Source organism: Winogradskya consettensis, assembly GCF_018332715.1.
GTDB classification, from domain to species: Bacteria; Actinomycetota; Actinomycetes; order Mycobacteriales; family Micromonosporaceae; genus Actinoplanes; species Actinoplanes consettensis.
Window position 1 is genome coordinate 367,076 of the sequence record NZ_BOQP01000006.1, and the last position, 25,075, is coordinate 392,150.

Genomic DNA, 25,075 nt, shown 5'->3' on the forward strand with positions numbered 1-25,075 from the left:
ACGGAATCGGGGCCTGACAGATCGAGATCCGTCGCCTAGGCTCGCCTGCGGTGGTACGACGTGTGTCACCGAACGCGCGCAGCGCGGCGCGGCCAGTAGGCGCGACCAGTTAGGTGCGACCGCAGCTCGCGCGGCAAGGGAAGGCACGGCGATGGACGATGCCCGGCGCTCCGCCGACAGCGACCTCGAGCAGGCCCGCGCGGCGCTCGAGCGTGGCGAGATGCACCACGCCGCCGGTTACCTGGCCGGTGCGATCGCGCACGCCCCAACCCTGCCCGAAACCCATGAGCTGCTCCGCCATCTCGCCGACCGCGCCGACGACGCCCTCGAGCTCTTCCCGATAGAGCAGCACGCCTTCGTCGGCACCGTCGTGGCGCGGGCCCACCTGCTCGCCGCCGCGGGCCACCCCGAGGACGGCCTGTCGCTGCTCGTGGCGGCCAGCGGCCACACCCCCGGCGCCGACTGGGCGGGCGTGCCCTGGGTCAGCGACCCCGACCTCGCCGAGCGCCTCGAGCCGGGCCTGCTCGCACGCACGGTCATGCAGCTCTGCACCGCGATCGGCGACCCCGCGCCCGAGTCCAGCCGCCCCGCCCTGCAGCCCTACCTCACCCTCGCCGGCCGCGCGATCGAGGCGAACCCCGAACACGCCATGCTGCTCGGCGCCGGCTCAGCGCTGGCCCGCCGGCTCGGCGAGGCCACCCAGGCGGTGGAGTGGGCACTGCGAGGGGCACGGCTACGGCCCGCGAAACTTTCCGAGATCTGGCTGGGGTACGCGTACCGCAGCGCCGGCCGCATCCCGGAGTCCCTGGCCGCCCTGCGCCGCGCGGTGATGTACGACCCGAGCGACCTGTCCCTCTACGCCGACATCGCGGGCACCCTCGCCGACGCCGACCGCCTCGACGACGCCCTGAGCTGGATCAACCGCGCCCTGTCGATCGACCCGACGTTCGACTGCGCCGTGCACACCGGGCACCGCCTGCGGTACCGCGCCGACGGCGACCTCGCCCACCTGATCCGGCTCGCCGACTTCCAGCGCGACCACCCCGACGACAGCCACGAGCACACCGACCTGGCCGAGTGCTGCGCCGACCAACCGTGGCTGAGCCGGGTGCCGTCCGCGCCCGGGATGCCCGCCGACCCCGCCCGGGCGCCCTATCCGGCACCGGGCCCCGGCGCGCCGCCCGGCTACCCCTCGATCGATGCCGTCGAGCGCCTGCACCGGGTCGCGCATCCGCTGTGGCCGAGCCCGCCCGCTGCGTACGATGCCGCCCTGGGTCTGATGCTCGTCGACCCGGAGGATCTGCTGGCGCTCATAGCGCTCCCACCGGTGACACCCAGCACCGAGCTGGGCCGGGCGCTCGCCGCCCACGACCCGGCCCTCTGGGACCGCTGCGCGCAGGTCTGGGCGTGCCTGGGGCTGTTGCACCACGGCACGGACGAGCCATGGGCCGATTCCAGCCGCCGCCACCACCTGGTCGCCCTCGCCACCGGCGGCCTCGACACGATCACCGAGGCGGCGCTCTTCGCGCTGATCACCTACGCCTGGGTCGACCCCTCGGCGCGGGACGACGTGGCCACCCTGGTCGCAGCCCGCCTCGAGGACGCCGCGGACACCCCCGGCCTCGCCTGGTCGGTCGCGCACCTGCTGCTCGCGACACCCGACATCCCCGCCGCGGCCCGGTCACGGGCCACCGAGCTGGTGCGGGCCGAGGAGGAGCACGCGGTCTCGCTCATCCCGCAGCAGCGAACGGGCCGCACCGGGCGGCTCCGTCGCTGGCTGTCCGGGCATTGATCCCTCGTCAGTCGATGACGGCGATCAGGTCGCCCTCCTGCACCACGTCACCCTCGTTGACGGCCAGCTCCTTGAGCGTGCCGTCGGACTCGGCGAGTACCGGGATCTCCATCTTCATGGACTCGAGGATCACCAGCGTGTCGCCCTCCGCCACCGCGGCACCGGGTGCGACCACGACCTTCCAGACATTGGCCACCATCTCGGCACGGATCTCGTCGGCCATGGTGTTGGTCCCCCTCCGGAGCGCTATCGGTGACTGCATCCAATCATGGCGGCGGGGGGCGGGCATCACGGGCCGTCTAGGATCGGCGGGTTGGTGTGCCAGCAGAGGGAGGCCGATATGGCTAAGAAGTCGCGCAAGAAGAAGGCTCGTAAGAAGAGCGCAGCGAACCACGGCAAGCGTCCCAACAGCTAGACCGTGGCAAGGAAGAGGGCCCGCAGCGTCAACCGCTGCGGGCCCTTCTCACGTCCTGACGCTGCCGTTACGGCAGGTACTCCCGGGTCTCCGACTCGACCACGTACTCACTGAGCTTGATCTTCAACCGCTCACGCAGCTCCGCCGGCGCCGTCTCGTCACCGCAGCAGCGGGCGACCAGCGCCTTCACCTCGTGCTCGATGCCGTACTCCCGCAGGCAGTCGGAGCAGTCGTCCAGGTGGTTCTGGATCAGGTTCCGTCGATCGTTGCTGCACTCCAGATCGAGGTAGAGGTACACCTCGCTGATCACGACGCTGCAATCGGTCTTCTGGTCGTCGCTCACGTCGCTCACGCCTCCTGTGCGGCGGTAGCGCCGGAGTTGCGGGTCACGCCGCGGTCGGCGGCGTACTGCTCCAGCATGCCGCGCAGGTTGCGGCGGCCGCGGTGCAGGCGGGACATGACCGTGCCGATGGGCGTACCCATGATGTCGGCGATCTCCTTGTACGAGAAACCCTCGACATCGGCGAGGTAGACGGCCAGCCGGAACTCCTCCGGCAGCGACTGCAGAGCATCCTTGATGTCGCTGTCGGGCAGCCGGTCCAGCGCCTCGGTCTCGGCCGAGCGCAGACCGCTGGACGTGTGCGACTCGCTCGACGCGAGCTGCCAGTCCGAGATCTCCTCCGTGGGAGCCTGCACCGGCTGGCGCTGCTTCTTACGGTAGGAGTTGATGTATGTGTTTGTCAGAATGCGATACAGCCACGCTTTGAGGTTGGTGCCCTCCTCGAACTGGTGGAACGCGGAGAACGCCTTCAGGAACGTCTCCTGCACCAGATCCTCGGCGTCGGCCGGGTTCCGCGTCATCCTCAGGGCAGCCGCGTACAGCTGATCCACGAAGGGCAGCGCGTCACGCTCGAACCGCGCCCGGGCCTCCTCGGTCCGCACGCTGTTGCGCTCGGTCTTACTCGTCCGCTCTGCTGGCGCCACCCGCACCTCTCCCCTCGACCTCGCCGAGGATACGGGTAGTGCCCCACCAGACGGCTCAAAAACCGCGGGTGTGCTGACACTCACCGATGATGTGGCGGGCGCGAGGGTCGCTGCGGGCCACTCCGGCGAGTGCAGCAACTCCTGCACCCTGCGGGCCTGCAGACCATTGCGCTCTGCGAATCCGGTTGCGGCTTGCACTTCACGTGCCCCTTCCGACGTTCAGCCTTCCGGGTGGTGTAACGGCGCGGACCCCGTCAACATTCCACGCTCAGCCGGCCGATCCGCACCAACCGTGGCGAGCAAACCAATCCATCACCACAACAACCGTCCCGGGCAGGTCGCGCCGCAGGTCGTGCGTCGCTCCAGGCCGCACGGCTACCTCTACGAGCCCCACTGCCACGGGTACGCCGAAAGCGTCCCGATCTCCGTTGACCACCAGGGTCGGGAGGTCGGCCGGGAGTTCAGCGGCGCGGCTCTTCTCGGGCTTTCCCGGCGGGTGCAGGGGGAAGGCGAGCGCCAGCACGCCCGCGGCGCCGAGCGCGGTGGCCGTACGACAAGCGACCCTCGCCCCGCTCGACCGCCCACCCAGAATGAGCGGCTCGCCGGTCTTCTTGATTTCCCCGACAACCGCCGTCCAGGCCTCGTCGAGGTGCCCAGCCGGCGCGGGCGCCTTCCGCCCGGCAACCCGGTACGGCTGCGTGACCAGCGCGACTCTCATCCTGCGGGCGACCGCCGCCTCGTGGACCGCGGTCAGATCCGGGGCGTCGACATCCCCGCCGGCACCGTGACCCAGAACCAGCAGTGAAGTCGCATTCCCGGGTTCGGCGATCCGCACCCGGGCGGGGCCACGCGGAGTAGTTATCTCAAGACTGCGCACAGTTCCTATGTCTACCCGCTCCCGTTCCTGCCCGCCGAAACGTCACAACGGCGGTCCATCGAATGATGAACCGCCGTCGTGATCGTCGCGACGCCCGCCCGCCGGTCTCGGGGCGCTACCTCCACCGGCTACGGACGCTCATGTGCATTTTCGGTCAGCCGGCTTCTCGGTCAGCCCGCTGCAAGGTTGCCTCAGCCGGCTGCCGGCTCCAGCGTGAGCAGGCGGCGATCCTCCTCATCGGGACCGTCATCAACAGCATCACCATTGGCATCGACCCGCTCCCGCCAGGCGACGAGCATCGCCCGGCGCTCCCGGGGCGTGGTGCCACCCCAGACGCCGTGGCAATCGCCGACCTGCAGGGCCCACGCGAGGCAGGCACCCTGGACGTCGCAGGCCCCGCAGAGCGACGTCGCGCCCTCGGTAGGCTCATTCGGCGCCGGGAAGAACGTTTCCGGATCGACGGTGCGGCAGGCGCCCCGAGTGCGCCAGGCTTCGTCGGACTGGCGTTCCGCGATAGCTCCCAAGAGCCTCGGATCCCGCCGAGCAATAGCAACTTCATGTGGACGCGGCATACGTGCGCGTGTCATCAGCCCACCTCCCCCGTGGGTGCCGGTAGAGCCGTGGCGACAAGGTCCGCACCGTGCCAACCGTCACCACACCGGCGCTGGTTTCTATCGCACGAACCAAGATCAGAACAAGGGGCTTGTCTATCTCGTAACAAACCTTGCTAATTAAAATGCCTGCATATCCCCACCAAACGGCCCCCGCCGCCCGACTTTCCGGGAAATTAGACACACCCCAAGTCGATCACGTCACAACCCCCGACGCGCCCCTTGCGGTATCCAGCAATCCGAACCCCGCGCACCCCAGCGAAGCCCTACCCCAGCCCGGCAAACCTACCGAACCGGACCGCCCCCTGAGTTCCACCCCACCCGCTGAACCGATCCCCGGCCCGCCCCGTGTGTCCCACATGGCCCGGCAACCCCAACCACTCGAACCCCCGCCCCACGCGAAGTCGACGCGCGCTGACGCTCTGCGGCCTGGGCGTGCGCGATCTGAGTCGGCGCGGCGTGGGTAGGCGCGGCGTGGGTAGGCGCGGCGTGAGTAGGGGCGGCGCGGGTAGGCGCGATCTGGGCGTGCGCAATCTGAGTCGGCGCGGCGTGAGTAGGGGCGGCGCGGGTGCACGCGATCTGGGCAGGCGCGATCTGAGTCGGCGCGGCCCGGGCGTGCACGATCTGAGTCAGCGCGGCGTGAGCAGGCGCGGCCTGGGTGCACGCGATCTGGGCGGGCGCGTTCTGAGTGGGCGCGGCATGGGTGCACGCGATCTGAGTGGGCGCGTTCTGAGTGGGCGCGATCTGAGTGGGCTCGACCTGAGAGGGCGCGGCCCGGGTAGGCGTGGCTTGAGCGAGCGCGACCTGAGCGGGGGCGACGTGGCCCGGCGCGACCTGAATGGGCTCGATCTGGGTGGGCACTGTCTGGCCCGACGCGATCTGGCTCGACGCGATCTGGGTGAGCGCGATCTGGGTGAGCGCCGACTGACTCGTTGCGGTTTGAGGAGGCGAGGTCGGTGGCATCGTCTAGCTTGCCGCGTTCTGGGCGGGCGCGGGCTGATTCAGGTCGGGCAGGAGCGAGAGTTGGGCGGGCTCCGGTGGGGTGGCCTCGGCGGGTGTGATCGGGGTGACCAGGTCGGGGTCGTTGTTGCGGACGTTGCCGACGCGGGGGCTGACCGGCCGGACCTCGATTGTTGCCAGGGCCTCGTCCGGCAGGGGCTGGAGCAGCTCGTCGGGGTCTCCGCCGCCGGCGAGCCAGGTGTCCCAGCGGTTGTGGGGCAGGATCAGGGGCATGCGGTCGTGGACCGTTTTCAGGGTGCCCTGGGCGGCCGTGGTGAGGATGCTGCAGGTGAGGGTTTCGCCGTGCCACATCGTCCAGATGCCGGCGAAGGCCAGGACCGATGAGTCCTGGGGAGTCATGTAGTAGGCCTGGCGCTGCTTGCCGGATCGAACCCATTCGTACCAGCCGTCGGCCGGGATGAGGCAGCGGCGGCGATGGAAGGACGGGGCGAAGGCTTTGGATGTGGCGACTGTTTCGGCTCGGGCGTTGATCATGCGGGCGCCGGCTCGGGGGTCTTTGGCCCAGGGTGGGAGGAAGCCCCAGCGGGCGGTGTCGACGACGCGGGCTGCCTGGCGCTCCGAGACGCGGATCACGGGGACCGGATCGGTGGGAGCGACGTTCCAGTTCGGCGCGGGCCATTGCGGGGCGCCCTCAGCAGTTGCGGGCTCGAGCGGGGCTTGCCCCTTTTGAGCCATAGCTTCGGTGATGGGGACGGCGTCGAAGAGCTGGCCGAGATCGGCCTCCTTCTTCGTCGTCGCGTATCGCCCGCACATGAGCCCGACAGTACGCCGCACGCCGCACCCCCGCTGACCCGTCCAGGCCGCACCGCGCCGATTTCTTGTCGCACCCGACCGGCACAATGGGGGCCGTGACAGCAGCAGCACGCCCCTGGACAGCACCGGTCGCGACCGGGCCCGTTGTGTCGGCTCTGAGCCTGCCCGGCTCCAAGTCGATGACCGCCCGTGCGCTGGTCCTCAGTGCCCTGGCCACGGGTCCGTCCCGGATCGTCCGCCCGCTGCACGCCCGTGACACCACCCTGATGGCCGCAGCCCTGCGCTCCCTCGGCGCCTCCATCAACACCGCCGGCACCACCGCCGGGTCGGCGACGGACCTGCCGAAAGCGCCGGCAGCGCCAGACGCATCAACCGGCATATCAGCCAACGGCCCCGCAACAACCAGCGCCGCAACAACCAGCGCCGCAACGAACGACCCCATAAGGACCGACGCGGCCAACAGGTCAGCCAGGACCGGCACAGCCAGTGGCGCGGCCAGTGGCGCAGCCAGTGGCGCAAACGCCGAGAGTGCGGTCTGGACGATTGAGCCGGGGCCGCTGCGGGGGCCGGCCACGGTGGACGTCGGGCTGGCGGGGACGGTGATGCGGTTCGCGCCGCCGGTGGCTGCGCTGGCTGATGGCACGGTGACGTTCGACGGGGATCCGCATGCGCGGAACAGGCCGTTGCGGCCGATCGTGGAGGCGTTGCGGTCGCTCGGGGTGGTGATCGACTCCGATGGTGGGGGGCTTCCGCTCGTGGTGCGGGGCACCGGGGCCGTGGCGGGCGGGGAGGCGGTGATCGACGCTTCCGGGTCCAGCCAGTTCGTGTCCGGGTTGCTGCTTTCGGCTCCTCGCTTCAGCAAGGGGCTGGTGCTGCGGCATGAGGGGCCGCCGGTTCCGTCGGCGCCCCATCTGCGGATGACGACGCACATGTTGCGGGCGGCCGGGGCCGTGGTGGATGAGAACGTGCCCGATGTCTGGGTTGTTGAGCACGGTCAGCTGGCCGGGCGGGATTGGGTGATCGAGCCGGATCTGTCCGGGGCGGCGCCGTTCTTCGCAGCGGCGATGGTGACCGGGGGCGCTGTGACGCTGGCCGGGTGGCCGCGGGAGAGCTGGCAGCCCGTCGGGATCCTGGTCGACCTCCTTACCCGGATGGGGGCGGAGGTGAGCCAGGACGATGATGGTCTGACCGTCCGGGGCACCGGGGTGCTGCACGGCATCAGGGCCGATCTGTCGGAGGTCAGCGAGCTGACGCCGGTGATCGCGGCGCTGGCGGCGCTGGCCGACTCCTCCTCCTCCCTCCGGGGGGTGGCGCACATCCGGGGGCATGAGACCGACCGCATCGCCGCGCTGGCCCGGGAGTTGGGCAAGGTGGGTGCTGGGGTGACCGAGTTCCACGACGGGCTGGACATCGCGCCGGGGCCGCTGCGGAGTGCGGTCTTTGAGACTTACGCCGATCATCGGATGGCACATGCCGCGGCTGTCATCGGCCTCGTCGCCGAGGGCGTGGAGCTGAGCGACGTAGCGTGTACCTCCAAGACCCTGCCCGAGTTCCCTGAACTCTGGGCCGGCCTCGTGACAGGGAGCTGAATCTGCCGGCGCGCCAACGGGAGTACGACGAGGACGACGTCCGGGTCCGACCGGGTCGATCGTCACGTCCACGTACGCGAACCCGGCCCAAGCATGAGGACGCGATCGACGGTCTGGTCATCACCGTCGACCGCGGCCGGTACGGCTGTGTGCGTGAGGACGCCGACAGCCAGGACGAGTTGATCACCGCGATGCGGGCCAGGGAGCTGGGCCGCAAGTCCGTTGTCGTCGGGGACCGGGTGGCGCTGGTGGGCGACACGACGGGGGCGCCGGGGGCGCTGGCCCGGATCGTGCGCATCTCGGAGCGCACGTCGGTGCTGCGGCGCACGGCGGATGACGACGACACGACTCCCGAGGGGCGCCTCGAGCGGGTGGTGGTGGCCAACGCGGATCAGTTGGTGATCGTGAGCGCGCTGGCCGACCCGCCGCCGCGGACCGGTTTCATCGACCGTTGCCTCGTGGCGGCGTACGACGCCGGGATCGAGCCCCTGCTCTGCCTGACCAAGGCCGACCTGGCCGGGCCCGCTCAGGTCCTCGACTACTACGCCGAGCTCGACCTTCCCTATGTGCTGGTGCAGCCGGAGAGCGATCTGGCCGAGCTGCGCGAGCATCTGGCCGACCGCATCTCGGTCATGGTCGGCCACTCCGGGGTCGGCAAGTCCACCCTGGTCAACCGGCTGGTGCCGGATGCGCTGCGGGCCACCGGTGTGGTGAGCGCGATCGGCAAGGGCCGGCACACGTCGACCAGCGCCGTGGCGTTGCGGCTGCCGCGGGTGCAGAAGAAGGGCGACCCGGGCTGGATCGTCGACACCCCGGGCATCCGCAGTTTCGGGCTGGCCCATGTGAGCGCCGACAGCCTGCTGCACGGTTTCCCGGACCTGGTCGAGGGGACCGTGGACTGCCCGCCCAACTGTGGTCACACGACCGCGGATGCGAACTGCGCCCTGGATGCCTGGGTCGCGGCGGGCAAGGCCGACCCGCGCCGGCTCGCGTCGTACCGGAGACTTCTCAGCAGTCGCGCCGGGGATCTGGATCCCCGGGACCACATCGAGTGAGAGAGAACATGTACGCCGACGACCTCGCCCTGGCCCACCTGCTGGCAGACACCGCGGATTCGATCTCGATGGCCCGGTTCCGCGCCCTGGATCTGCGGGTGGAGTCGAAGCCGGACCTGACCCCGGTCTCGGACGCCGACACCGCGGTTGAACAGGCAATCCGTGCGACGTTGGCCCGGGCACGCCCGCGGGACGGCGTGATCGGTGAGGAATTCGGGAGCTCGACGGCGCCGGCCGGGACGGGCAACCGGCACTGGGTGATCGACCCGATCGACGGGACGAAGAACTTCATCCGGGGGGTGCCGATCTGGGCCACCCTGATCGCGCTGGTGGAGGGTGACCGCCCGGTTGCCGGTCTGGTCTCCGCTCCCGCGCTGGGACGCCGGTGGTGGGGTGCCGACGGGCACGGCGCGTTCGCGGGCAAGCACCAGCGGTCGGCCACGCGGATCTCCGTGTCGGGCGTCAAGGATCTGAGCGACGCCAGTTTCTGCTATTCGAGCCTGGCGGGCTGGGAGGACGCGGACAAGCTGGAGCCGATGCTGGGCATCATGCGCGATACGTGGCGCAGCCGGGCGTTCGGTGACTTCTACGGTTACATGCTGCTCGCCGAGGGGTCGGTGGAGATCATGGTCGAGCCGGAGTTGTCGCTCTGGGATGTGGCGGCGCTGGTCCCGATCGTGTCGGAGGCCGGTGGGAAGATCACCGATCTGACCGGTCAGCGGGCGCCGGGCGATGGCAGCACGGTGGGCACAAACGGTCACCTGCACGAGGAGATCTTGGAACGGCTGGGTGGCGGGCAGAACTGGTCTATCCTCGCCGGGTGATCTCCGCGGGCTGGTTCTTCCTGGCAGGGATGATCGCCGCTTACGGGGTGGCGAACCTGTTGCAGTCGATGGCGGCAGCGCGCACGACGGTGCATCACACGTTCGACCCGCAGTTACTGGTCCGGCTGGCCGGTCACCGAACGTATCTGCTGGGCGTGGGCTGCCAGGTGCTCGGGTTCGTGCTCGCCTTCCTGGCCCGCCGAGACCTGCCGCTGTTCCTGGTGCAGGCGAGCGTTGCGGCGGGACTCGGCGTGACGGCGCTGCTGGGCGTACTCATCCTGAAGTGGAGCCTGCCCGTCGCGGAGATCGCGCTGCTCACCCTGCTGCTGGCGGGGATCACCGCCCTGGTTCTGTCGGCGCAGCCGGCTCACTCGCGCCAGTTGCCGACGAGCGCGGTGGTCGGGCTGGGCGTGGCGGTCGCGGTGATCGCAGTGCTCGGTTTCCTCTCGGTACGCCTCCACGGCGCCCTCGGCTCGGTAGTGCTCGGGTCCCTGGCAGGCATCGCGTTCTCGGCGGCGGCCATCGCTGCCCGGCCGCTGGCGAACGAGCACTCCGCCGCCGAGGTCGGGGCCAATCCGCTGCTCTACCTGCTGGTCGTGCACTCGATCGTCGGGCAGTTGCTGCTCGGCATGGCCATGCAGCGGGGTTCGACCACCGCCGCGGTCGCCGCGATGGATGCCGCCGGTGCCGTACCCGCCGCGATCGTCGGGTTGTTGCTGCTGGGTGACCGGATCCATCCCGGGCGCGAGTGGCTGGCCGGGCTCGGCTTCGCGGTTACGCTCGCCGCAGTGATCGCCCTCACCCGCTACGCCGAGCCGCAGCACCATCACGCGTCCCGCACCCACGGTGAGTGTGCGCCCCTGCCCACCACCGCGCACTGAGCCGTTGCTGTGCATGAGCTATGGGTGACTGGGTAAAGCACCTTCATGGACGCGCTTCACTTATCCGGCTAATAAGACTTTACGGCTGAAAATTCCTCCGACCGGGAAATGCGAGAATCTTCCACGTTATGCACAATGGAGCGATCATGCCGAGCGAGGTCCGACACCTGGTGGACGGCGGGCAGACCTACCCGGTCGTCCGGCTCGCCGGGGTGCTCGATTCCAGGTCGGCGCCCCTCGTGCGTTCCTCGGTCGTCAGCGTGCTCGCCGGTCAGCCCGAGGCGGTCGTGATCGACGTCCGCGAGCTGACCCTGGGCCACCCCGACGCCGCCGACGTGCTCGAGGATCTCGCGCGGGAGGCAACCGACTGGCCGTGTGCCCGCGTCGTGCTCTGCGCGCGGGCCGATGCCAAACGGTGGAACCTGCCGTCCTGGCCGACGCCGGAGGCCGCCTTCGCCGGACTGGGCGAGCCGCATCCCGGCAACTTCCTGAGCCTCGCCCTGGAGCCGGTCATGGGTGCCGCCCGGCGCTCCCGGGAGCTGGTCGCCGAGGCGTGCGAGCGCTGGGACCTGCCCGACCTCGCCTCACCGGCCAGCATCGTGGTCACCGAGATGGTCAACAACGTCGTGGCGCATGCGCGCACCGACATGACGGTGCTGCTGGGCCGGCACAGCGGGCGGATGACCGTGGCGGTGCGGGACAGGTCGGCCACGATTCCCCGGTTCACGGGGAGTCCGGTGCCCGTCACCTCGTACGGTGGTCGTGGCCTGCTCCTGATCAATTCTGAGGCCGGCGCCTGGGGCAGCCTGGCGCTGCCCGGCGGCAAGGTCGTATGGGCAGCCCTCAAAACGGGCGGCCCCCAAAACACGGGCGGACCTCAAAACACGGGCGGCCCCCAAAACACGGGCGGCCCCCAAAACGCGGGCGGTCCGCAAAACGGCGCAAACCGAGTCGAGTAATACGCCGAGCGCAGGCATGGCACCCCGCAACCGTGGGTAACCTCCGGATCATGCGAGACAACGACTACCCGACCGAGGTCTCCGACCCCGAGGCGTCCGGCCTGCCTGACACCGCCGACGACGACTCGAGCGCGTATGACGAGGTCGACAGCGTGCGCTGGGCCGACGGCGCAGACCCGGCAGCACTCGCCGGCGTGGGACCGGGCGGCTCCAACCGCTTCGGCGACACCGCGGAAGAGGCTCGCGAGGGCGAGTCCTTCGACGCCCGGTTGCGCCAGGAGGAGCCGGACTTCGGCGCGGAGGACCAGCAGAGCGGTCCGTACGACGAGACCGTCGGCGACTCCGCCCAGCGCCGGCTCGACGCGGATGTCTGGGGCGAGAGCCCGACCTCGGACCCGAAGTCCGCGATCTCGCTCTACGACGACGGCCAGCTCGACGCCGACTCCCCCCGCCCGGTGGGCCGCCTGGTGGAGACGGACGAGGGCTACGGCAACGACGACGAGGCCGACAGCATCGCCTACGACGCGGGTGCGGCGGGCGGCGGCGCGAGCGCCGAGGAAGCCGCCATGCACGAGACCAACGCGCCCCGCTACAACTAGTCGAGCCCCTGCTCGATGGCGTAACGGGTGAGCTCCACGCGGTTGTGGAGCTGGAGCTTGCCGAGCGTGTTCTGCACGTGGTTCTGCACGGTCCGGTGGCTGAGGACCAGCCGTTCCGCGATCTGGCGGTACGACAGGCCCTTGGCCACCAGCCGCAGCACCTCGGTCTCCCGCTCGGTCAGCTTGGGTGCCGCGTCGTCGGCGCCGGCTGGTTCGACGGCGAGGCGGCGGAATTCGCCCAGCACCAGGCCCGCCAACCCGGGCGTGAACACCGTGTCGCCCGCGGCCGTGCGCTCCACGGCGTCCAGAAACTCCGCCTGCCCGGCGGACTTCAGCAGATAGCCCGAGGCCCCGGCCTTGACGGCGTCGAGCACGCTCTGCTGCTCCCCGCTGGCCGAGAGCATCAGGACTCGCACGCCCGGCACCGCCGCCAGCAGCCCGGTGATGACCTCGACCCCTGAGATGTCGGGCAGTTGCAGGTCGAGCACGACGACCTCGGGCTTCGCCGCCGCCGCGATCCGGACTGCCTGCCGGCCCTCGCCGATCGTCGCGACGACCTCGTAGCCGGCCGCGGTCAGGTCCCGGGCGACCCCGTCACGCCACATCGGGTGGTCGTCGACCACCATTACTCTCAGTGCTGCCACGCGGACAGCCTATCGAGGCACGGACATCTCCACCTCGGTGCCCTCGCCGGGCGACGAGGTGATGCTGACGGTGCCCCGCAGGTCGGCGATGCGGCCGCGGATCGACTGCGCCACACCGAGACGTCCCTGCGTCTGCGCCTCGTCGAGGCGGTCCGGCGCGATGCCGCAGCCTTCGTCGCGCACACTCACCGTCACCGCCGCGGGCTCATCCTCCACCAGCACCCATACCTTCGTGCCGGGGTCGCAGTGACGGTTCACGTTGTCCAGGGCGGCGGCGACCGCGGCCGCGATCTCCGCGGCTACCCCGGCGGGCAGCCGGACCGCTCCGGCCGGTGCCGCCACTGAGACCGTCTCCGACGCGTACGGGTCGAGCAGCGCCATCAGATCCGTCTCGGCATGCTCGTCGACGGGCTCCGCCGCACGCCCGGTCACCAGGGTGCGCAGCGCGGCCTCCTGCTCCCCCGCGAGCCGCGCCAGCTCCCCCGCCTCGCCGTCGAGCCCGCTTCCACGCCGCTTGACCAGCGCGAGCACCTGCAGCACCGAGTCGTGGATGTCGCGGGCCAGCCGTTCCCGCTCGCGGGTCGCCGCCTCGAGCTCAATGGCGCGTTCGAGGCGCTGCTGAGCCACCTCGGCGACGTTCACCAGGTAACCGACCGCCAGCGCGGCCATCAGCATCAGCACCGTGCCCGTGAAACCGGCCTGGTCGTAGTGGCCCCGGACCAGGATGTCGGTGGTGCCCATGGCCAGCGCGGCCGCGATGCCACCCCGGCGGCCACCCGCGACCGCCCAGGCGATGACCGGCGCCACGTGCCACGCCACGGCGAGGGTGGGCCTGCCGGTGCGGAGCGCGTGCTCGCCCACGATGTAGGCGCTGGACGCCATCACGCCCATGACGACCAGCAGGTCGGCGACGAGCAGCGGCGGACGGCGGCGGGCCTGGTCGGCGTACGCATAGGTGGTGAAGAGCGTCCAGGCCGCCGTGAGGGCGAGCACCGGCCAGGCGAGCATGGGATGCGCGTAGAACCCGACGTTGCGCACGACCAGGATCGCCACGTAGATGAGGGCGGCGATGCGGTAGACCGCGATGGCGCGCCACAGCGATTCCGCCATGAGCTGACCCTACTCAGGCAGCGGATTGATCAGACGTCGCTTACCGTCGAGGGATAGGCACGGAATTGTTGATCTCCGAGGTGTTCGGCGCCGAGCGGGTTACCCCGCTGCGGCATGCCGTCGCGGGCCGGGCCGGCGACGCGGGTCTGGGCGGTGACCGCCTGGACGACTTCGTCGTGGCGGTGAACGAGCTCCTGACCAACGCCGTGCGCCACGGCGGTGGCACCGGGCAGATCACGATGTGGTGCATCGATGACGCGGTGGTCTGTGAGGTCCGCGACCACGGCACCGGGGTGGGGCCGCTGCACGCGGACAAACCCGCGCTCGACGAGCCCGGCGGGTGGGGCCTCTACCTGGTCCGGGAGCTCACCGACACATTTGCCATCACAACCGGCCCGGAAGGCACAGCGGTCCGCATCTCCACGCACATCGTCGCGTGAAACCTGAATCTTTTTTTAAGTCCGGCCTCTGGACTTGACGTTTCGACGCAGATCTTCTTAGGTCTCACCTGACACATAAGCATCACCACGTTTCTCTGCGTGCTTCTTTTCGGGCATTCCGGGAGACATGGCGACACCTGAGCCTCACCGCCCCCGGAGGTTTTCCCGTGCCGCGACACAGCGCACCGCAGCAGCCTTCCCGGCTGCGTCCCCGACTCCTCGTGACGCTGGTCGTCGCCGCTACAGGCCTCGGTTTCGCCATCTACCTGCCCAGCCGCAACGACACCGCCGACGCTTCCGAGCGTTCGCGTGGCGCGGCTGGATTCCTGCGCGAGCGCAACCGTGAGCGCCCGCCGGTGGACGCCTTCGCCGACAGCTTCGACGGCAAGTCCGGCAGCACGGTCGACCCGGGTAAATGGGCGTTCGCCACGAACCGCGCCGACAACGGACTCGAATTCAGCGAGAGCACCCGCAACGCGAGCCTGGACGGCGACGGCAAGCTCGTGCTCACCGCGCGCTCCGACGACGGCAATCGCACCTCGGCCCGGCTCCTGACCAAGGATTCGTTCCAGCGCGAGTCCGGCGTGCTCGAGGCCCGCATCAAGGTGCCCGGTGGCGACGGGATCGAGCCGGCTCTCGAGCTGGTCGGCACGGGCCGCGGCGATGCCGCGATCAACCTGCTGGCCACGGCGGTGCCGGGTGACTTCCACACGTACGCCGTGAGCTGGACCCCCAGCACCATCACGCTGACGGTCGACGGGGCCGACGTACGCAAGATCGACGCGGCGGGCGTACGGACGGATCAGCAGTTCGGTCTGGCACTGAGCCTGCGGGCCCGCAACAGCGCGACCCTCCCGGCGAACATGGTCGTCGATTTCGTCAAGATCGCCGGAGCCGACGGCAGCGACGGCGACGCCACGCCCGCGCCATCAGAGAGCGCGAGCGCACAGCCGAGCGAAAGCCCCAGCGCGGAGCCGAGCGCGACGCCCAGCGAGAGCCCCAGCGCGACCCCGAGTGCGAGCACCCCGCCCTACTGGGAGCCGTTCAAGCCCTACACCGCCGGCCAGGTCCTCTCGTTCGAGGGCGCGAACTACGAGGTCCTCGAGGCACACACCTCGCTGCCCGGCTGGGAGCCCACCGCGCTGCCCTCGCTGTTCAAAAAACTCTAGAAAAAACGTTATCCCGGGGCGAAGAGGCAGTCTCCCTTGACTGAACGTAGTCGAACTGTAAAGACTGCGAACATATCAACGGTCCTCTTCCCCCCGGAGGCTCCATCCCCATGCGTAGAACACGTGTCCTGCTAGCGGCGGCCGTCGTCGCCCTCACTCTCTCCAGCGGTCTCTGGGCCGCCTCCCGTAACGACTCCGCGGACGCTGCCATCGGTGGCATCACGTGGCAGGACGAGTTCAACGGCGCCGCCGGGTCCCCGGTCGACGGCTCCAAGTGGAAGTTCGACACCGGCGGCGGCGGCTTCGGCAACAACGAGCTGCAGTACTACACGACGTCGACGAGCAACGTGCAGCAGGACGGCCAGGGCCACCTCGCGATCACCGCCCGCAAGGAGAACCCGGCCAACTACCAGTGCCACTACGGCACCTGCCAGTACACGTCGGGCCGCATCCTCACGGCCGACAAGTTCTCGCAGACGTACGGCCGGTTCGAGGCCAGCCTCAAGATCCCCAAGGGTCAGGGCATCTGGCCGGCGTTCTGGATGCTCGGCGGCAGCAACTGGCCGACGACCGGCGAGATCGACATCATGGAGAACGTCGGTTACGCCCCGAACACCGTCTACGGCACCGTGCACGGCCCGGGTTACTCCGGCGCCGGCGGCATCGGCGGGAACAAGAGCCTCAGCGCCCCGCTCAGCGACGCCTTCCACACGTACGCCGTGGACTGGTCCCCGAACCTGATCGTTTGGACCGTCGACGGCCAGGAGTACTTCCGCGTCACGCCGGCCAACATCAACGGCAACCAGTGGGTCTACAACCACAACTTCTTCATGATCCTGAACGTCGCGGTCGGCGGTAACTGGCCGGGCAACCCGGACGCCAGCACGGTGTTCCCGCAGACCATGCTCGTCGACTGGGTCCGCGTCTCGGGCTACACCGAGGGCGGCACCACCCCGCCGCCCGCGACCGGTGCCACGGCGCTGAAGTCGAACCTGAACGGGCGCTGCCTCGACATCCCGAACGGCAACGCCTCGGACGGCGTACGCGTCCAGATGTGGGACTGCAACAACGCCACCGCGCAGAAGTGGTCGTTCGAGAGCGACGGCACGCTGCGCGGTCTCGGCAAGTGCCTCGACCCGGCCGGTGGTGCGCTGACCAACGGCACCCCGCTCCAGATCGTCAACTGCAACGGCAACCCGGTGCAGCGCTGGACCCTCTCGGGCGCCGGTGACCTGGTGAACCTGTCGGCGAACAAGTGCGTCGACATCAAGGACAACAACTCCGCCAACAACGCGGCCCTGCAGCTGTGGGACTGCGCAGGCACGGCCAACCAGAAGTGGGCCAAGGCCTAGGACCCTCGGATCATCGCCCCGTTGAGAACTGGTCGCCGTAGACGCGCCAGCTCAGCGGGGCGTCGAGGTCCAGGTTGCTGGCCCGCAGGAAGGTCCGCTGCGCGGTCTCGACCCGGCTGACGTCGCTGTGCGCCTCTTCCGTACGCATCTCGGCGACCCGCGCGTTCAGGAAGGCACTCAGCCAGACCGTCTCGTCGCCGCCCTGTTTGGGGGTCTTCGCGACCCGCATCGCCGCGGCCCGGATGCCCCGCAGCCCCGACATGCCGTGCATCACCGCGGCGTCGTAGTAGGCGAACTGCCCCAGCGCCCGGAGACCGTCCGTGGTCGCCATGGTCACCGCGGGATTGAAGTACATCCGGTCCCGCTCGTCCTCCTGGACCTTCTGGAAGACCGGGTCGGTCGCGGCCGATCTCCAGGCGGCGACATAGCCCGGGTCGAGGCCGGCATGAGAATCCGAGCCGTCCACCGTACGCAGGGCGGGCAGGTACTTCGCGAGCTTGTTCCCCGGCTTGCGGCGGGTGTATTCGCCCACCACCGCCAGCATGTCCGAGGTCCCGGAGCAGAATCCGATGATCCCCGCCGTGTAGCCGCGACCGTCCCCGATGTCCTCGATGTAGCCGAACTGGCCCCGCCAGTCGAGCGACGAGTTCTCCGCGCTGGACACGAGCTGGAACGCCAGCTCCTTCTTGCGCGGATCGGTGAGCCCGGTCGAGGCAGCCGGCGACCCGGTCGAGGCAGCCGCCGGGACGACCGGGCCGGGGCCGTACACCTGGAGTTCGGTGAGGGAGAAACCTGAGGCCCGGGCCCGCTGGGTGGCGAGCAGCCGCAGGTAGCGCCCGGCGCTCCTGAGCCGTTTCACGTCGTCGACGCCGCCGTCACCGGAGGTGGTCGCATAGGCGTCGCTCCAGGCCGCGCCGTCGGCTGACGTCTGGATGCGGTAGCCCCGGGCGTACGCGGCGGTCCAGTTGATCCGCACCCGGGTGACGTTCTGCGTGCGCCCCAGGTCGACCCGCAGCCACTGGCTGCCCGCGGCCGTCCCGGTGGTCCACCTGGTCTCCGCGATGCCGTCCACCGCCAGCGTGGCCGCCGTGCCGGGGCTCTGCACGCTCGACGCCAGCACGGGACGGCCCCGGGAGAGCAGCAGGTCCGGAGCCGCGTCCGCGGTCATCGAGATGACCAGGGGCACCGTGCAGACGAGGGTGATGCCCACCCCCAACGCGACGACGTTCGCCCTGATCCCCACCCTTGAAAAGGTAGGTGGGCGAGGTCATCGACGTTTGCGGTTCCGCGAAATCAGGACGATGCCGCCGACCACGAGCAGGCAGCACAGGCCACCGAAGATCGGGAGGAAGCCGCCCCGGCTGCGGCGGCGGTACTTCACGGCCTCGATGGCGACTCCGTCGACGCCCTTGCTGGCGGCCCAGGCGTGCACCGGGACGACCAGTGTCAGCGCCGCACCCGTCATCGCCGCAGCCATCCGGCCCCACCACTTCACAACAGCAGACATGTGACCCAGTGTGACCCGTCCCCGCAAGACCGGTGGCACTGGACTACGACACGGCACGGCAGGGTAGTGACTGGCAGGGACTTTCTGAGAAGGGGGCGGAGTGGACGCTGAGCTGACAGCGCTGGCCGAGGCGCACGGGGTGGCCACCTGGTACGAGGACTGGCACCGCGAGCGCAAGGACGTCTCGGCGGAGTCGGTGATCGGCGTGCTGGGGCTGCTCGGCGTCGACGCGGGCACGCCGGCCTCGGTCGAGCGGGAGCTGGCCACCATTCGCACCGCCCGTGAGCAGCGCAGACTTCCCGGCACGATCGTCGCGCGGCTCGGTGAGGCCCAGCCGCTGGCCGCGCCCGGTGTCGTGGTGCTGGAGGACGGCACCGAACGCGAGGTCACCGGCATCCCGGCCGACCTGCCGCTGGGCTGGCACGAGCTGCGCTCCGGCGAGCAGGTCGTGACGCTGATCGTCGTGCCCACCGAGCTTCCGGAGCCGCCCGAGACATGGGGCTGGATGCTGCAGCTCTACGCGCTGCACTCCGCGGCGTCGTGGGGCATGGGCGATCTCGGTGACCTGCGCACCTTCGTCGAGCACAGCCAGGGTGCCGGGCTGGTCCTGCTCAACCCGCTGCACGCGATCACGCCCACGCTGCCGGTGCCGTCGTCGCCGTACTCCCCGTCGAGCCGGCGCTTCTCGAACCCGCTCTATCTGCGGGTTGCCGACACCGACGCGTACCGCCGGGCGGATCCGCCGCTGAAAGAGCAGGTGGACGCGCTCAAGCCGGGGCCCGCACCGGACGGCCTGATCGACTACAGCGCGGTCTGGCAGGCCAAACGGGCCGCCCTGGAGCTGCTCTGGCCGCTAGCCGGCGAGATCGACCTGGACGCCGATCCGGGGCTCACGGATTTCGCGACGTTCTGCGTGCTGGCCGAGAAGCACGGCGCCAACTGGCTCGAGTGGCCGTCCGAGGTGCGCCGGCCCGACACCGCCGCGGTCGCGGAAGCCCGTAAGAGTGACCGGGTCGCCTTCCACGTCTGGCTGCAGCAGCTGCTCAACCAGCAGCTCGACGCCGCCAACGAGGTCGCCCGGGAGCACGGCATGCCCGTCGGCGTGGTGCACGACCTGGCCGTCGGCATCGATCCGAGCGGCGCCGACGGCTGGCTGCTGCAGGACGTGCTCGCCTCGGGCGTGCACGTGGGTGCGCCGCCGGACGCGTTCAACCAGCTCGGCCAGGACTGGGGGCTCGCCGCTTGGCGCCCCGACCAGCTGATCGAGACCGGGTACGCCGCCTACCGCGACATGCTGCGCCGCATCTTCCGGCACGCGGGAGGGCTGCGGGTCGACCACATCGCCGGGCTCTGGCGGCTGTGGTGGGTTCCGCCGGGCATGGGCGCGGCCGAGGGGACGTACGTCTACTACGACCCGGACGCGATGCTCGGCATCCTCGCTCTGGAAGCGCACCGGGCCGGCGCGGTGGTGATCGGCGAGGACCTCGGGACCGTGCAGCCCGTGGTGACCGAGACCCTCGAGCGGATGAACATGCTCGGCTCGGCGGTGCTCTGGTTCACCCGCGATTACCAGGACGACCCCGACGAGGGCTACCTGCCGGCGTCGCGATACCCCCGCAACGCCCTCGCCACGATCTCCACGCACGACCTGCCGACGGCCGCCGGATTCCTGGTCGGCGAGCAGGTCCGGATCCGCGCCGAGCTGGGTCAGCTCGCCGGGCCGGTGGAGAACGAACGGGCGTACGCCGACAAGGACCGGGCCCAGCTGCTCGCCCGGCTGACCGACGAGGGTCTCATCACCGCGGCGAGCACCCCCGACGAGATCGTCCTGGCGATGCACGCGTTCCTGGCGCGTACGCCGTCCCGCCTGATCACGGCGTCGCTCTACGACGTGCTCGGCGAGCTCGACCAGCCCAACCTGCCCGGCACCACCGACCAGTACCCCAACTGGCGGATGCCGCTCGAGCAGGGCCTGGAGGAAATTGTGGTGGACCCGCGGTTCGTGCGGGCCGCCGAGGTACTCAGCGCGAGGAAAGGTGCGACACGATGAGCTTCCTGGACAAGGCGAAGGACTTCGTCGACAAGCATGACAAGCAGGTCGACCAGGCCCTCGAGAAGGTCGGCGACGAGGTCGACAAGCGCACCGGCCACAAGTACTCGAGCCAGGTCGACCGCGGGGTGGACGAGGCCCAGAAACGTACGGGCGACGGCGACACCCGCGTGTAGTCAACCCTCTTGCAGGTCTGCCGCCCCTGGTCAGACAGCCAGCGGTTCCGGCCCCGGTTCGTCGTCCATCGCGAAGAGCATCGGATGGACGGCGAGCCGGGTGTCGCGTTCCCGGCAGCGCGCCGGCGGCAGCAGCGACGAGCTGTGCCCCGGGTGCTCGGCGCAGTGCCGCATCGCGCGGTTGATCGCATCCGGGTGATGACGCCCGCCACCGTATTCGCCGCAGCCGGAGCAGTCCCAGCGCCAGTAGCCGGGGCCGTCCTCGGACTCGAAGCGGCGGATCTTCAACGGCGGACCGGACCGATGCTGCGCGGCCGCCAGGATCGCCGGCATCTCCCCGGCCGACGGCGGATCCACCGGTCGCCTCGGCGCCGTACCGATGATCTCGGCCAGCGCACTGATTCCCGTACCTGACACCGCTCCACCCCCGCGTTCCTTGATCCGGACCAGTGTGGACCGACGAGCAGGCCCCTGACCGGCACTTTCGCGGATCCGGGCGCACTGTTCACCCGCAGTGATGCACCCCATACGCATCGTTTCCACGCTGCGGCCGGAGCGGTGTTACCGTGGTCGATCGGCGGTGCTCGGAGGTGGCTCGGTGGCGTTTTCCCACTCGGCGTTCCTCTATGACAGCGATTCCGCGTACGCGTCGACTCTGACCCGGTTTGTGCGAGAAGCCCTCGCCGATGACGAGGCCGTGGCGGTGGCAGCGGCGCCCGACCGCATCGGGTTGCTCCGCGAGGCCCTCGACGACGATGCCGAGGCGGTGCGCTTCCTGCCCGCAGACGAGTGGTACGTCCGTCCGGTGCGGACCATCGCGGGCTGGGCGCACATTCTGAAGGCTGCCGCGGCGAGCGGCCGTTCCTACACCCGCATGATCGGCCAGATTCCGTACGGTGGGGAGCCCTCGACCTGGGTCCGCTTCGAAGCGGCCCTGAACCGTTCCCTGGCCGGTTCCGACGCCCACCTGCTCTGCCCCTACGACCGGCGCACCCTGCCGGCCGAGCTGGTCGCCGCAGCCGGGCGCACGCATCCCCGGGTCCACGACGGCATCTGGCTCGACAGCGCCGGATATCAGCCGCCTGAAAATCTGCTCGCCGAGCTGCCGGAGCCGCCGTGGCCCGTGGCGGGCGAGCCGGCCCTGACGATGCCGATCGTGGACAGCGTCGCCGAGCTGCGCGCGGAGATCCGTGGCCGGGCAGGCGCGGAGAGCTGGCTCCCGCCCGACCGGGTGGAGAGCCTGATGCTGGCGCTCAGCGAGCTGGCCACCAACGGCATCCGGCACGGCGGGATCCACCGCGAGCTGCGCATCTGGGTGACGAGCGAGGCGGTGATCGGCGAGGTGACCGATGACGGTGCGGCACCGCTCGCGCCACTCGCCGGCTATCTGCCTCCGGCCCCGGGAGTGGCGGGCGGCATGGGCCTGTGGCTCGTGCACCAGCTGTGCGACTCGATGGCGATCCACCGCAGCGACGGGATCACCCGGGCCCGGTTCGCGTTGCGCCGCAGCGGGGTCAGCGCGGCTTCACCAGTCCCAGCGACGTCGGTGTGACCCCCGGGAAGATCCCGGCGAGGTCGCCGACGCCGCAGCGGGCACGCACGATCTCGCCGATCACCCCGCGATAGTCGGTCGTCACCGCGAGGTCCCCGTCGATCAGCGCGCTGTCGGCGAGGCCGGGCCAGCGGCCGTACACCTTGCCGCCGTTGACCCCGCCGCCGAGCAACAGCATCGCGTTGCCGTAGCCGTGGTCGAGCCCGCCGGAGCCGTTCTGCGCAACCCGGCGGCCGAACTCGCTGGTCGTGACGAGGGTGACCCGGCCGAGCCCGGCGGGTCCGAGGTCGGTGGCGAAGGCCGCCAGCGCGGCGGCGAGATCCTTCAGGCGGTCGTACATCTTCATGCCCGCCACCGGCGCGCCGATGTTCTCGTGCATGTCCCAGTCGCCGGTGTCGACGCAGGCACTCATCAGGCCGACGTTCGCCTTGACCAGGCGGGCCACGTCACGCAGCGCCTTGCCGAGCGTGGTGTCCGGGTAGACGGCCCCGTTCGCCGGTGTGTACCCGGCGGCCTTGAGCGTCCTCGTGGTGGCGAGCGCGGACGTCGTCATCGCCGTGGTCTGCGCCAGCGCCGCCGGAGCCCCCGCGTAGAGCGCCGACATGGTCGCGGCGATCGGGCGGCTCTTGTCCTCGCCGGAGAGCTGGAACTCGTCGACCGAGGTCAGGGACAGGTCCGGCGCCGGGCCGGCGAGCACCCGGGAGGGCATCGCCGTGCCGACCGCGACGGCGTCGAACGCGGTTTTCGCGCCGAGGCCGCCCATCATCCGGTCCAGCCAGCCGGTGCGGACGCTCGTACCCGGTGCGGCGCGTTCCAGCTCCTCCATCGCGGAGAAGTGCGAGCGGTTCGGCACGGGCTGCCCGGCGGCCTGGATCGCCCCGAACGTGCCGGCTTTCCAGAACGGGAGCAGCGGGGCGAGCGCCGGGTTCAGCCCGAAGAACGAGTCACCGCCGATGAGCTTCGACTTCGCGATCGCGATGCCGGGCCGGGCGGCGTAGTACGCGGCGTCGCCGGCGGGCACCACCGCGGAGAGTCCGTCGAAGCCGCCTCGAAGCGAGAGCAGGACGAACACGTCGCCCGTGTAGCCCGGGGCGGCGAACGCCAGCTGGGTGGCAAGCTGATCGCCGGCCAGGCCCGCGAAGACGCCGGCGCCCGCGGCCGCGAGCACCTTGCGCCGGCTGACCCCGCCGCAATCGCAGTTCTCGGTCATCACGGTCACGGTCACCTCAGGGCGAAGTAGGGGGAGTTGAGCAGGAGGCCGAGCAGGTACGGGAAAGCCCACCCGGCGGCGTCGTCGGTCGGCTTGAGCGGGCTCGCCGGGGTCTTGCCGTAGAACGCGGCGAGGGCCGTCGCGTGCTCCGGCGCCACCGTGCGGCCGACCAGCCGGGTAGCGACCGCGTTGATCAGTGCCCCGTAGGTGGCCGGGAGGGTCGGTCCGGCGTACGCCGCGATCAGCGACGCCGGGCGCTGCAGCGAGTTGGGCCACCAGCCGGCCGCGATGTTGAGGTGGGTGTTCCAGCGCACGACCTGGCCGGACGGCGATGCCCACGCGGTGGCCACGTCCGGGTATCCGTTCGGCGGCGCCCAGGCCATCGGCGCGTGACCAGCCGACTCGCTGCTCCAGTAGAGCGCCTTGAGCGCGTCGGTCCCGGACTTCTCCGGCCCGAACCCGAGGGTGCGTACGGTGGCGACGATGTCCTCGAACGGGGTCCGGGTCTTCGCCCCGACGGAGGCGGCGAACTCGGCCGAGGTGAACAGTGCCTTCAGCACCGGGGCAATCGCCGTTTTGTTATCGAGGTAGACCTTGACCAGCCAGGTCACCAGCGCGGCCGGCGGCTCGTCGGCGACGAACCGGACGCAGAGCTTGGTGACGATCCGTTGCGCGGTCGACGGGTGCGCGGCCAGGTAGTCGAGCATGGCCAGCGCGGCCGTCTGCCCGCCCGCGGCCGTGGCGTTCGCGTTGCTGAAACCGAGCACCTTGATCGGGCCGGTCGCGTGGTCGCTGGGCTCGTAGCGGTAGCGCCCGTTGCCCCAGTCGACGGTCATCCCGGTCAGCATCCGGGCCGCGTTCTTCACGTCCGACTCGCTGTAACCGAGGCCGACGGTGTGGAGTTCCATCAGCTCACGGCCGTAGTTCTCGTTCGGTGCCGTCTTCGTGGAGAACCGGTTGTCCAGGTACGTCAGCATCGCCGGGTGCCGCGCGCTCGCCTTGAGCATGTCCGCGAACCGGCCGAAGGCGTAGGCGCGGATCACCGTACGGTCGTAGTCCGGGCGGTTGTCCCAGACGTCGCCGGACATGTTGGTGATGTTGAGGTGGTTGGACCAGAAGTCGACCATCACCTCGAGGAGCTGGCGCTCGCTCCAGACCGCGCGGGCGACCGTGGCGCAGGACAGCTCGAACATCGCGTCCCAGGCGTAGGGCTTCATCGCGCGGGAGGTCACCTTGGCGTGGACGCCGTCGATGCTGAGCCCGCTGAGGGGTAGCCGCGAGACCAGGTTGTCGGCCGTCGGGTCCGCGATCGCGGACGGTTTGAGCTGGCGATCCAGCCACGCGGTCGCTCCCAGGCGGCGGATCTCGGCGATGGCAGCCGGGGTCGGGCCGTAGGTCGCGCGGCGCAGCAGGTGCAGCAGCGGGTCGGCGGGCAGGAAGTCCACAGTCGCTGTCACGTTCCCGATGTCGGCAGGCGGTCGGATGTCTTTCGGTTTCCCCGGCTGC

Annotated in this window: 27 protein-coding genes; 14 read left to right on the top strand and 13 right to left on the bottom strand. The window is 70.3% G+C overall.

Going from position 1 to position 25,075, the window contains the following annotated elements:
- Nucleotides 1–151: 151 nt before the first annotated feature.
- Nucleotides 152–1,792, top strand: coding sequence for a tetratricopeptide repeat protein (locus Aco04nite_RS07435; protein WP_212996407.1), 1,641 nt, complete (start codon nucleotides 152–154; stop codon nucleotides 1,790–1,792).
- Between the two features lie 7 nt (nucleotides 1,793–1,799).
- On the opposite strand, the gene Aco04nite_RS07440 is transcribed toward Aco04nite_RS07435, so the two are convergent.
- Nucleotides 1,800–2,015: a biotin/lipoyl-binding carrier protein gene (locus Aco04nite_RS07440; RefSeq protein WP_212996408.1), complete on the bottom strand. Its 216-nt coding sequence runs from the start codon at nucleotides 2,013–2,015 to the stop codon at nucleotides 1,800–1,802.
- Nucleotides 2,016–2,132: 117 nt separating this feature from the next.
- Here Aco04nite_RS07440 and Aco04nite_RS50205 point away from each other — a divergent pair, with 117 nt between their 5' ends.
- Nucleotides 2,133–2,207, top strand: a complete 75-nt coding sequence (locus tag Aco04nite_RS50205; protein WP_369814844.1) for a 50S ribosomal protein bL37 — start codon at nucleotides 2,133–2,135, stop codon at nucleotides 2,205–2,207.
- Nucleotides 2,208–2,274: 67 nt separating this feature from the next.
- Here the strand turns inward: Aco04nite_RS50205 and rsrA are convergent, their stop codons facing one another.
- From rsrA to Aco04nite_RS07465, 5 genes are all read right to left on the bottom strand, one after another.
- Nucleotides 2,275–2,559 carry a mycothiol system anti-sigma-R factor gene (gene rsrA / locus Aco04nite_RS07445; RefSeq protein ID WP_212996409.1) on the bottom strand — a complete coding sequence of 95 codons (285 nt, stop codon included), beginning with the start codon at nucleotides 2,557–2,559 and terminating at the stop codon, nucleotides 2,275–2,277.
- On the bottom strand, nucleotides 2,556–3,389 hold the full coding sequence (locus tag Aco04nite_RS07450) for a sigma-70 family RNA polymerase sigma factor (protein WP_212996410.1): 834 nt from the start codon (nucleotides 3,387–3,389) through the stop codon (nucleotides 2,556–2,558). The genes rsrA and Aco04nite_RS07450 overlap by 4 nt, the downstream gene beginning before the upstream one ends.
- A gap of 70 nt (nucleotides 3,390–3,459) precedes the next feature.
- Nucleotides 3,460–4,068 (bottom strand): alpha/beta hydrolase family protein, encoded by a 609-nt coding sequence (locus tag Aco04nite_RS07455; RefSeq protein WP_212996411.1) that lies wholly within the window; start codon nucleotides 4,066–4,068, stop codon nucleotides 3,460–3,462.
- Between the two features lie 191 nt (nucleotides 4,069–4,259).
- On the bottom strand, nucleotides 4,260–4,655 hold the full coding sequence (locus Aco04nite_RS07460; RefSeq protein ID WP_212996412.1) for a WhiB family transcriptional regulator: 396 nt from the start codon (nucleotides 4,653–4,655) through the stop codon (nucleotides 4,260–4,262).
- A gap of 990 nt (nucleotides 4,656–5,645) precedes the next feature.
- On the bottom strand, nucleotides 5,646–6,452 hold the full coding sequence (locus tag Aco04nite_RS07465) for an SOS response-associated peptidase (RefSeq protein ID WP_212996413.1): 807 nt from the start codon (nucleotides 6,450–6,452) through the stop codon (nucleotides 5,646–5,648).
- 86 nt (nucleotides 6,453–6,538) lie between these two features.
- Here Aco04nite_RS07465 and aroA point away from each other — a divergent pair, with 86 nt between their 5' ends.
- From aroA to Aco04nite_RS07495, 6 genes are all read left to right on the top strand, one after another.
- On the top strand, nucleotides 6,539–8,041 hold the full coding sequence (gene aroA / locus Aco04nite_RS07470) for a 3-phosphoshikimate 1-carboxyvinyltransferase (protein ID WP_438874900.1): 1,503 nt from the start codon (nucleotides 6,539–6,541) through the stop codon (nucleotides 8,039–8,041).
- Between the two features lie 2 nt (nucleotides 8,042–8,043).
- Entirely contained in the window at nucleotides 8,044–9,096 is a 1,053-nt protein-coding gene (gene rsgA / locus Aco04nite_RS07475; RefSeq protein ID WP_212996476.1) for a ribosome small subunit-dependent GTPase A, read from the top strand.
- 8 nt (nucleotides 9,097–9,104) lie between these two features.
- The gene (hisN, locus tag Aco04nite_RS07480; RefSeq protein WP_212996478.1) at nucleotides 9,105–9,920 is read left to right on the top strand and encodes a histidinol-phosphatase; all 816 of its coding nucleotides are present in this window, start codon (nucleotides 9,105–9,107) and stop codon (nucleotides 9,918–9,920) included.
- Nucleotides 9,921–9,949: 29 nt separating this feature from the next.
- Nucleotides 9,950–10,801, top strand: coding sequence for a hypothetical protein (locus Aco04nite_RS07485; RefSeq protein ID WP_212996479.1), 852 nt, complete (start codon nucleotides 9,950–9,952; stop codon nucleotides 10,799–10,801).
- A gap of 146 nt (nucleotides 10,802–10,947) precedes the next feature.
- Complete coding sequence (locus tag Aco04nite_RS07490) at nucleotides 10,948–11,760, top strand: ATP-binding protein (protein WP_244875800.1); 813 nt, start codon at nucleotides 10,948–10,950, stop codon at nucleotides 11,758–11,760.
- A 50-nt stretch (nucleotides 11,761–11,810) separates the two neighbouring features.
- The gene (locus Aco04nite_RS07495) at nucleotides 11,811–12,359 is read left to right on the top strand and encodes a DUF5709 domain-containing protein (RefSeq protein WP_212996414.1); all 549 of its coding nucleotides are present in this window, start codon (nucleotides 11,811–11,813) and stop codon (nucleotides 12,357–12,359) included.
- Here the strand turns inward: Aco04nite_RS07495 and Aco04nite_RS07500 are convergent.
- Nucleotides 12,356–12,985 (bottom strand): response regulator, encoded by a 630-nt coding sequence (locus Aco04nite_RS07500; RefSeq protein ID WP_203839815.1) that lies wholly within the window; start codon nucleotides 12,983–12,985, stop codon nucleotides 12,356–12,358. The two genes, Aco04nite_RS07495 and Aco04nite_RS07500, sit on opposite strands and share 4 nt — an antisense overlap.
- 27 nt (nucleotides 12,986–13,012) lie before the next feature.
- Nucleotides 13,013–14,113: a MacS family sensor histidine kinase gene (macS, locus tag Aco04nite_RS07505; RefSeq protein WP_212996415.1), complete on the bottom strand. Its 1,101-nt coding sequence runs from the start codon at nucleotides 14,111–14,113 to the stop codon at nucleotides 13,013–13,015.
- A 65-nt stretch (nucleotides 14,114–14,178) separates the two neighbouring features.
- Between macS and Aco04nite_RS07510 the strand changes: the two genes are divergently transcribed.
- The 3 genes from Aco04nite_RS07510 to Aco04nite_RS07520 all read left to right on the top strand — a co-directional run bounded on the left by Aco04nite_RS07510 (nucleotide 14,179) and on the right by Aco04nite_RS07520 (nucleotide 17,074).
- Nucleotides 14,179–14,553, top strand: coding sequence for an ATP-binding protein (locus tag Aco04nite_RS07510; protein WP_244875801.1), 375 nt, complete (start codon nucleotides 14,179–14,181; stop codon nucleotides 14,551–14,553).
- Nucleotides 14,554–14,720: 167 nt separating this feature from the next.
- Nucleotides 14,721–15,722: a carbohydrate-binding protein gene (locus Aco04nite_RS07515; protein WP_212996416.1), complete on the top strand. Its 1,002-nt coding sequence runs from the start codon at nucleotides 14,721–14,723 to the stop codon at nucleotides 15,720–15,722.
- Between the two features lie 110 nt (nucleotides 15,723–15,832).
- Nucleotides 15,833–17,074 carry a glycoside hydrolase family 16 protein gene (locus Aco04nite_RS07520; RefSeq protein WP_212996417.1) on the top strand — a complete coding sequence of 414 codons (1,242 nt, stop codon included), beginning with the start codon at nucleotides 15,833–15,835 and terminating at the stop codon, nucleotides 17,072–17,074.
- A 10-nt stretch (nucleotides 17,075–17,084) separates the two neighbouring features.
- Here Aco04nite_RS07520 and Aco04nite_RS49530 read toward each other — a convergent pair whose 3' ends face one another.
- Nucleotides 17,085–18,317: a chitosanase gene (locus Aco04nite_RS49530; protein WP_308161625.1), complete on the bottom strand. Its 1,233-nt coding sequence runs from the start codon at nucleotides 18,315–18,317 to the stop codon at nucleotides 17,085–17,087.
- Between the two features lie 24 nt (nucleotides 18,318–18,341).
- Nucleotides 18,342–18,581 (bottom strand): hypothetical protein, encoded by a 240-nt coding sequence (locus Aco04nite_RS07530; RefSeq protein ID WP_212996418.1) that lies wholly within the window; start codon nucleotides 18,579–18,581, stop codon nucleotides 18,342–18,344.
- 100 nt (nucleotides 18,582–18,681) lie between these two features.
- Here Aco04nite_RS07530 and malQ point away from each other — a divergent pair, with 100 nt between their 5' ends.
- Together malQ and Aco04nite_RS07540 are read left to right on the top strand one after the other, a co-directional pair.
- Nucleotides 18,682–20,631 carry a 4-alpha-glucanotransferase gene (malQ, locus tag Aco04nite_RS07535; protein WP_212996419.1) on the top strand — a complete coding sequence of 650 codons (1,950 nt, stop codon included), beginning with the start codon at nucleotides 18,682–18,684 and terminating at the stop codon, nucleotides 20,629–20,631.
- Nucleotides 20,628–20,807: an antitoxin gene (locus tag Aco04nite_RS07540; protein WP_203839782.1), complete on the top strand. Its 180-nt coding sequence runs from the start codon at nucleotides 20,628–20,630 to the stop codon at nucleotides 20,805–20,807. Before malQ ends, Aco04nite_RS07540 begins: the two co-directional genes overlap by 4 nt.
- Before the next feature lie 30 nt (nucleotides 20,808–20,837).
- Here Aco04nite_RS07540 and Aco04nite_RS07545 read toward each other — a convergent pair whose 3' ends face one another.
- Nucleotides 20,838–21,224, bottom strand: a complete 387-nt coding sequence (locus tag Aco04nite_RS07545; protein ID WP_244875802.1) for a hypothetical protein — start codon at nucleotides 21,222–21,224, stop codon at nucleotides 20,838–20,840.
- A gap of 181 nt (nucleotides 21,225–21,405) precedes the next feature.
- Between Aco04nite_RS07545 and Aco04nite_RS07550 the strand changes: the two genes are divergently transcribed.
- On the top strand, nucleotides 21,406–22,359 hold the full coding sequence (locus Aco04nite_RS07550) for an anti-sigma factor RsbA family regulatory protein (protein ID WP_212996420.1): 954 nt from the start codon (nucleotides 21,406–21,408) through the stop codon (nucleotides 22,357–22,359).
- Here the strand turns inward: Aco04nite_RS07550 and Aco04nite_RS07555 are convergent.
- Nucleotides 22,322–23,569: a DUF1501 domain-containing protein gene (locus Aco04nite_RS07555; RefSeq protein ID WP_212996421.1), complete on the bottom strand. Its 1,248-nt coding sequence runs from the start codon at nucleotides 23,567–23,569 to the stop codon at nucleotides 22,322–22,324. The genes Aco04nite_RS07550 and Aco04nite_RS07555 overlap by 38 nt on opposite strands.
- Nucleotides 23,570–23,580: 11 nt before the next feature.
- Entirely contained in the window at nucleotides 23,581–25,026 is a 1,446-nt protein-coding gene (locus Aco04nite_RS07560) for a DUF1800 domain-containing protein (protein ID WP_244875803.1), read from the bottom strand.
- Nucleotides 25,027–25,075 lie beyond the last annotated feature (49 nt).

Coding starts and splice junctions, on each gene's coding strand:
- Aco04nite_RS07435 (WP_212996407.1), top strand. CDS start 152: ATGGACGATGCCCGGCGCTCCGCCGACAGCGACCTCGAGCAGGCCCGC.
- Aco04nite_RS07440 (WP_212996408.1), bottom strand. CDS start 2,015: ATGGCCGACGAGATCCGTGCCGAGATGGTGGCCAATGTCTGGAAGGTC.
- Aco04nite_RS07460 (WP_212996412.1), bottom strand. CDS start 4,655: ATGACACGCGCACGTATGCCGCGTCCACATGAAGTTGCTATTGCTCGG.
- Aco04nite_RS07465 (WP_212996413.1), bottom strand. CDS start 6,452: ATGTGCGGGCGATACGCGACGACGAAGAAGGAGGCCGATCTCGGCCAG.
- aroA (WP_438874900.1), top strand. CDS start 6,539: ATGGGGGCCGTGACAGCAGCAGCACGCCCCTGGACAGCACCGGTCGCG.
- hisN (WP_212996478.1), top strand. CDS start 9,105: ATGTACGCCGACGACCTCGCCCTGGCCCACCTGCTGGCAGACACCGCG.
- Aco04nite_RS07485 (WP_212996479.1), top strand. CDS start 9,950: ATGATCGCCGCTTACGGGGTGGCGAACCTGTTGCAGTCGATGGCGGCA.
- Aco04nite_RS07490 (WP_244875800.1), top strand. CDS start 10,948: ATGCCGAGCGAGGTCCGACACCTGGTGGACGGCGGGCAGACCTACCCG.
- Aco04nite_RS07495 (WP_212996414.1), top strand. CDS start 11,811: ATGCGAGACAACGACTACCCGACCGAGGTCTCCGACCCCGAGGCGTCC.
- Aco04nite_RS07500 (WP_203839815.1), bottom strand. CDS start 12,985: ATGGTGGTCGACGACCACCCGATGTGGCGTGACGGGGTCGCCCGGGAC.
- macS (WP_212996415.1), bottom strand. CDS start 14,113: ATGGCGGAATCGCTGTGGCGCGCCATCGCGGTCTACCGCATCGCCGCC.
- Aco04nite_RS07520 (WP_212996417.1), top strand. CDS start 15,833: ATGCGTAGAACACGTGTCCTGCTAGCGGCGGCCGTCGTCGCCCTCACT.
- Aco04nite_RS07530 (WP_212996418.1), bottom strand. CDS start 18,581: ATGTCTGCTGTTGTGAAGTGGTGGGGCCGGATGGCTGCGGCGATGACG.
- Aco04nite_RS07540 (WP_203839782.1), top strand. CDS start 20,628: ATGAGCTTCCTGGACAAGGCGAAGGACTTCGTCGACAAGCATGACAAG.
- Aco04nite_RS07555 (WP_212996421.1), bottom strand. CDS start 23,569: ATGACCGAGAACTGCGATTGCGGCGGGGTCAGCCGGCGCAAGGTGCTC.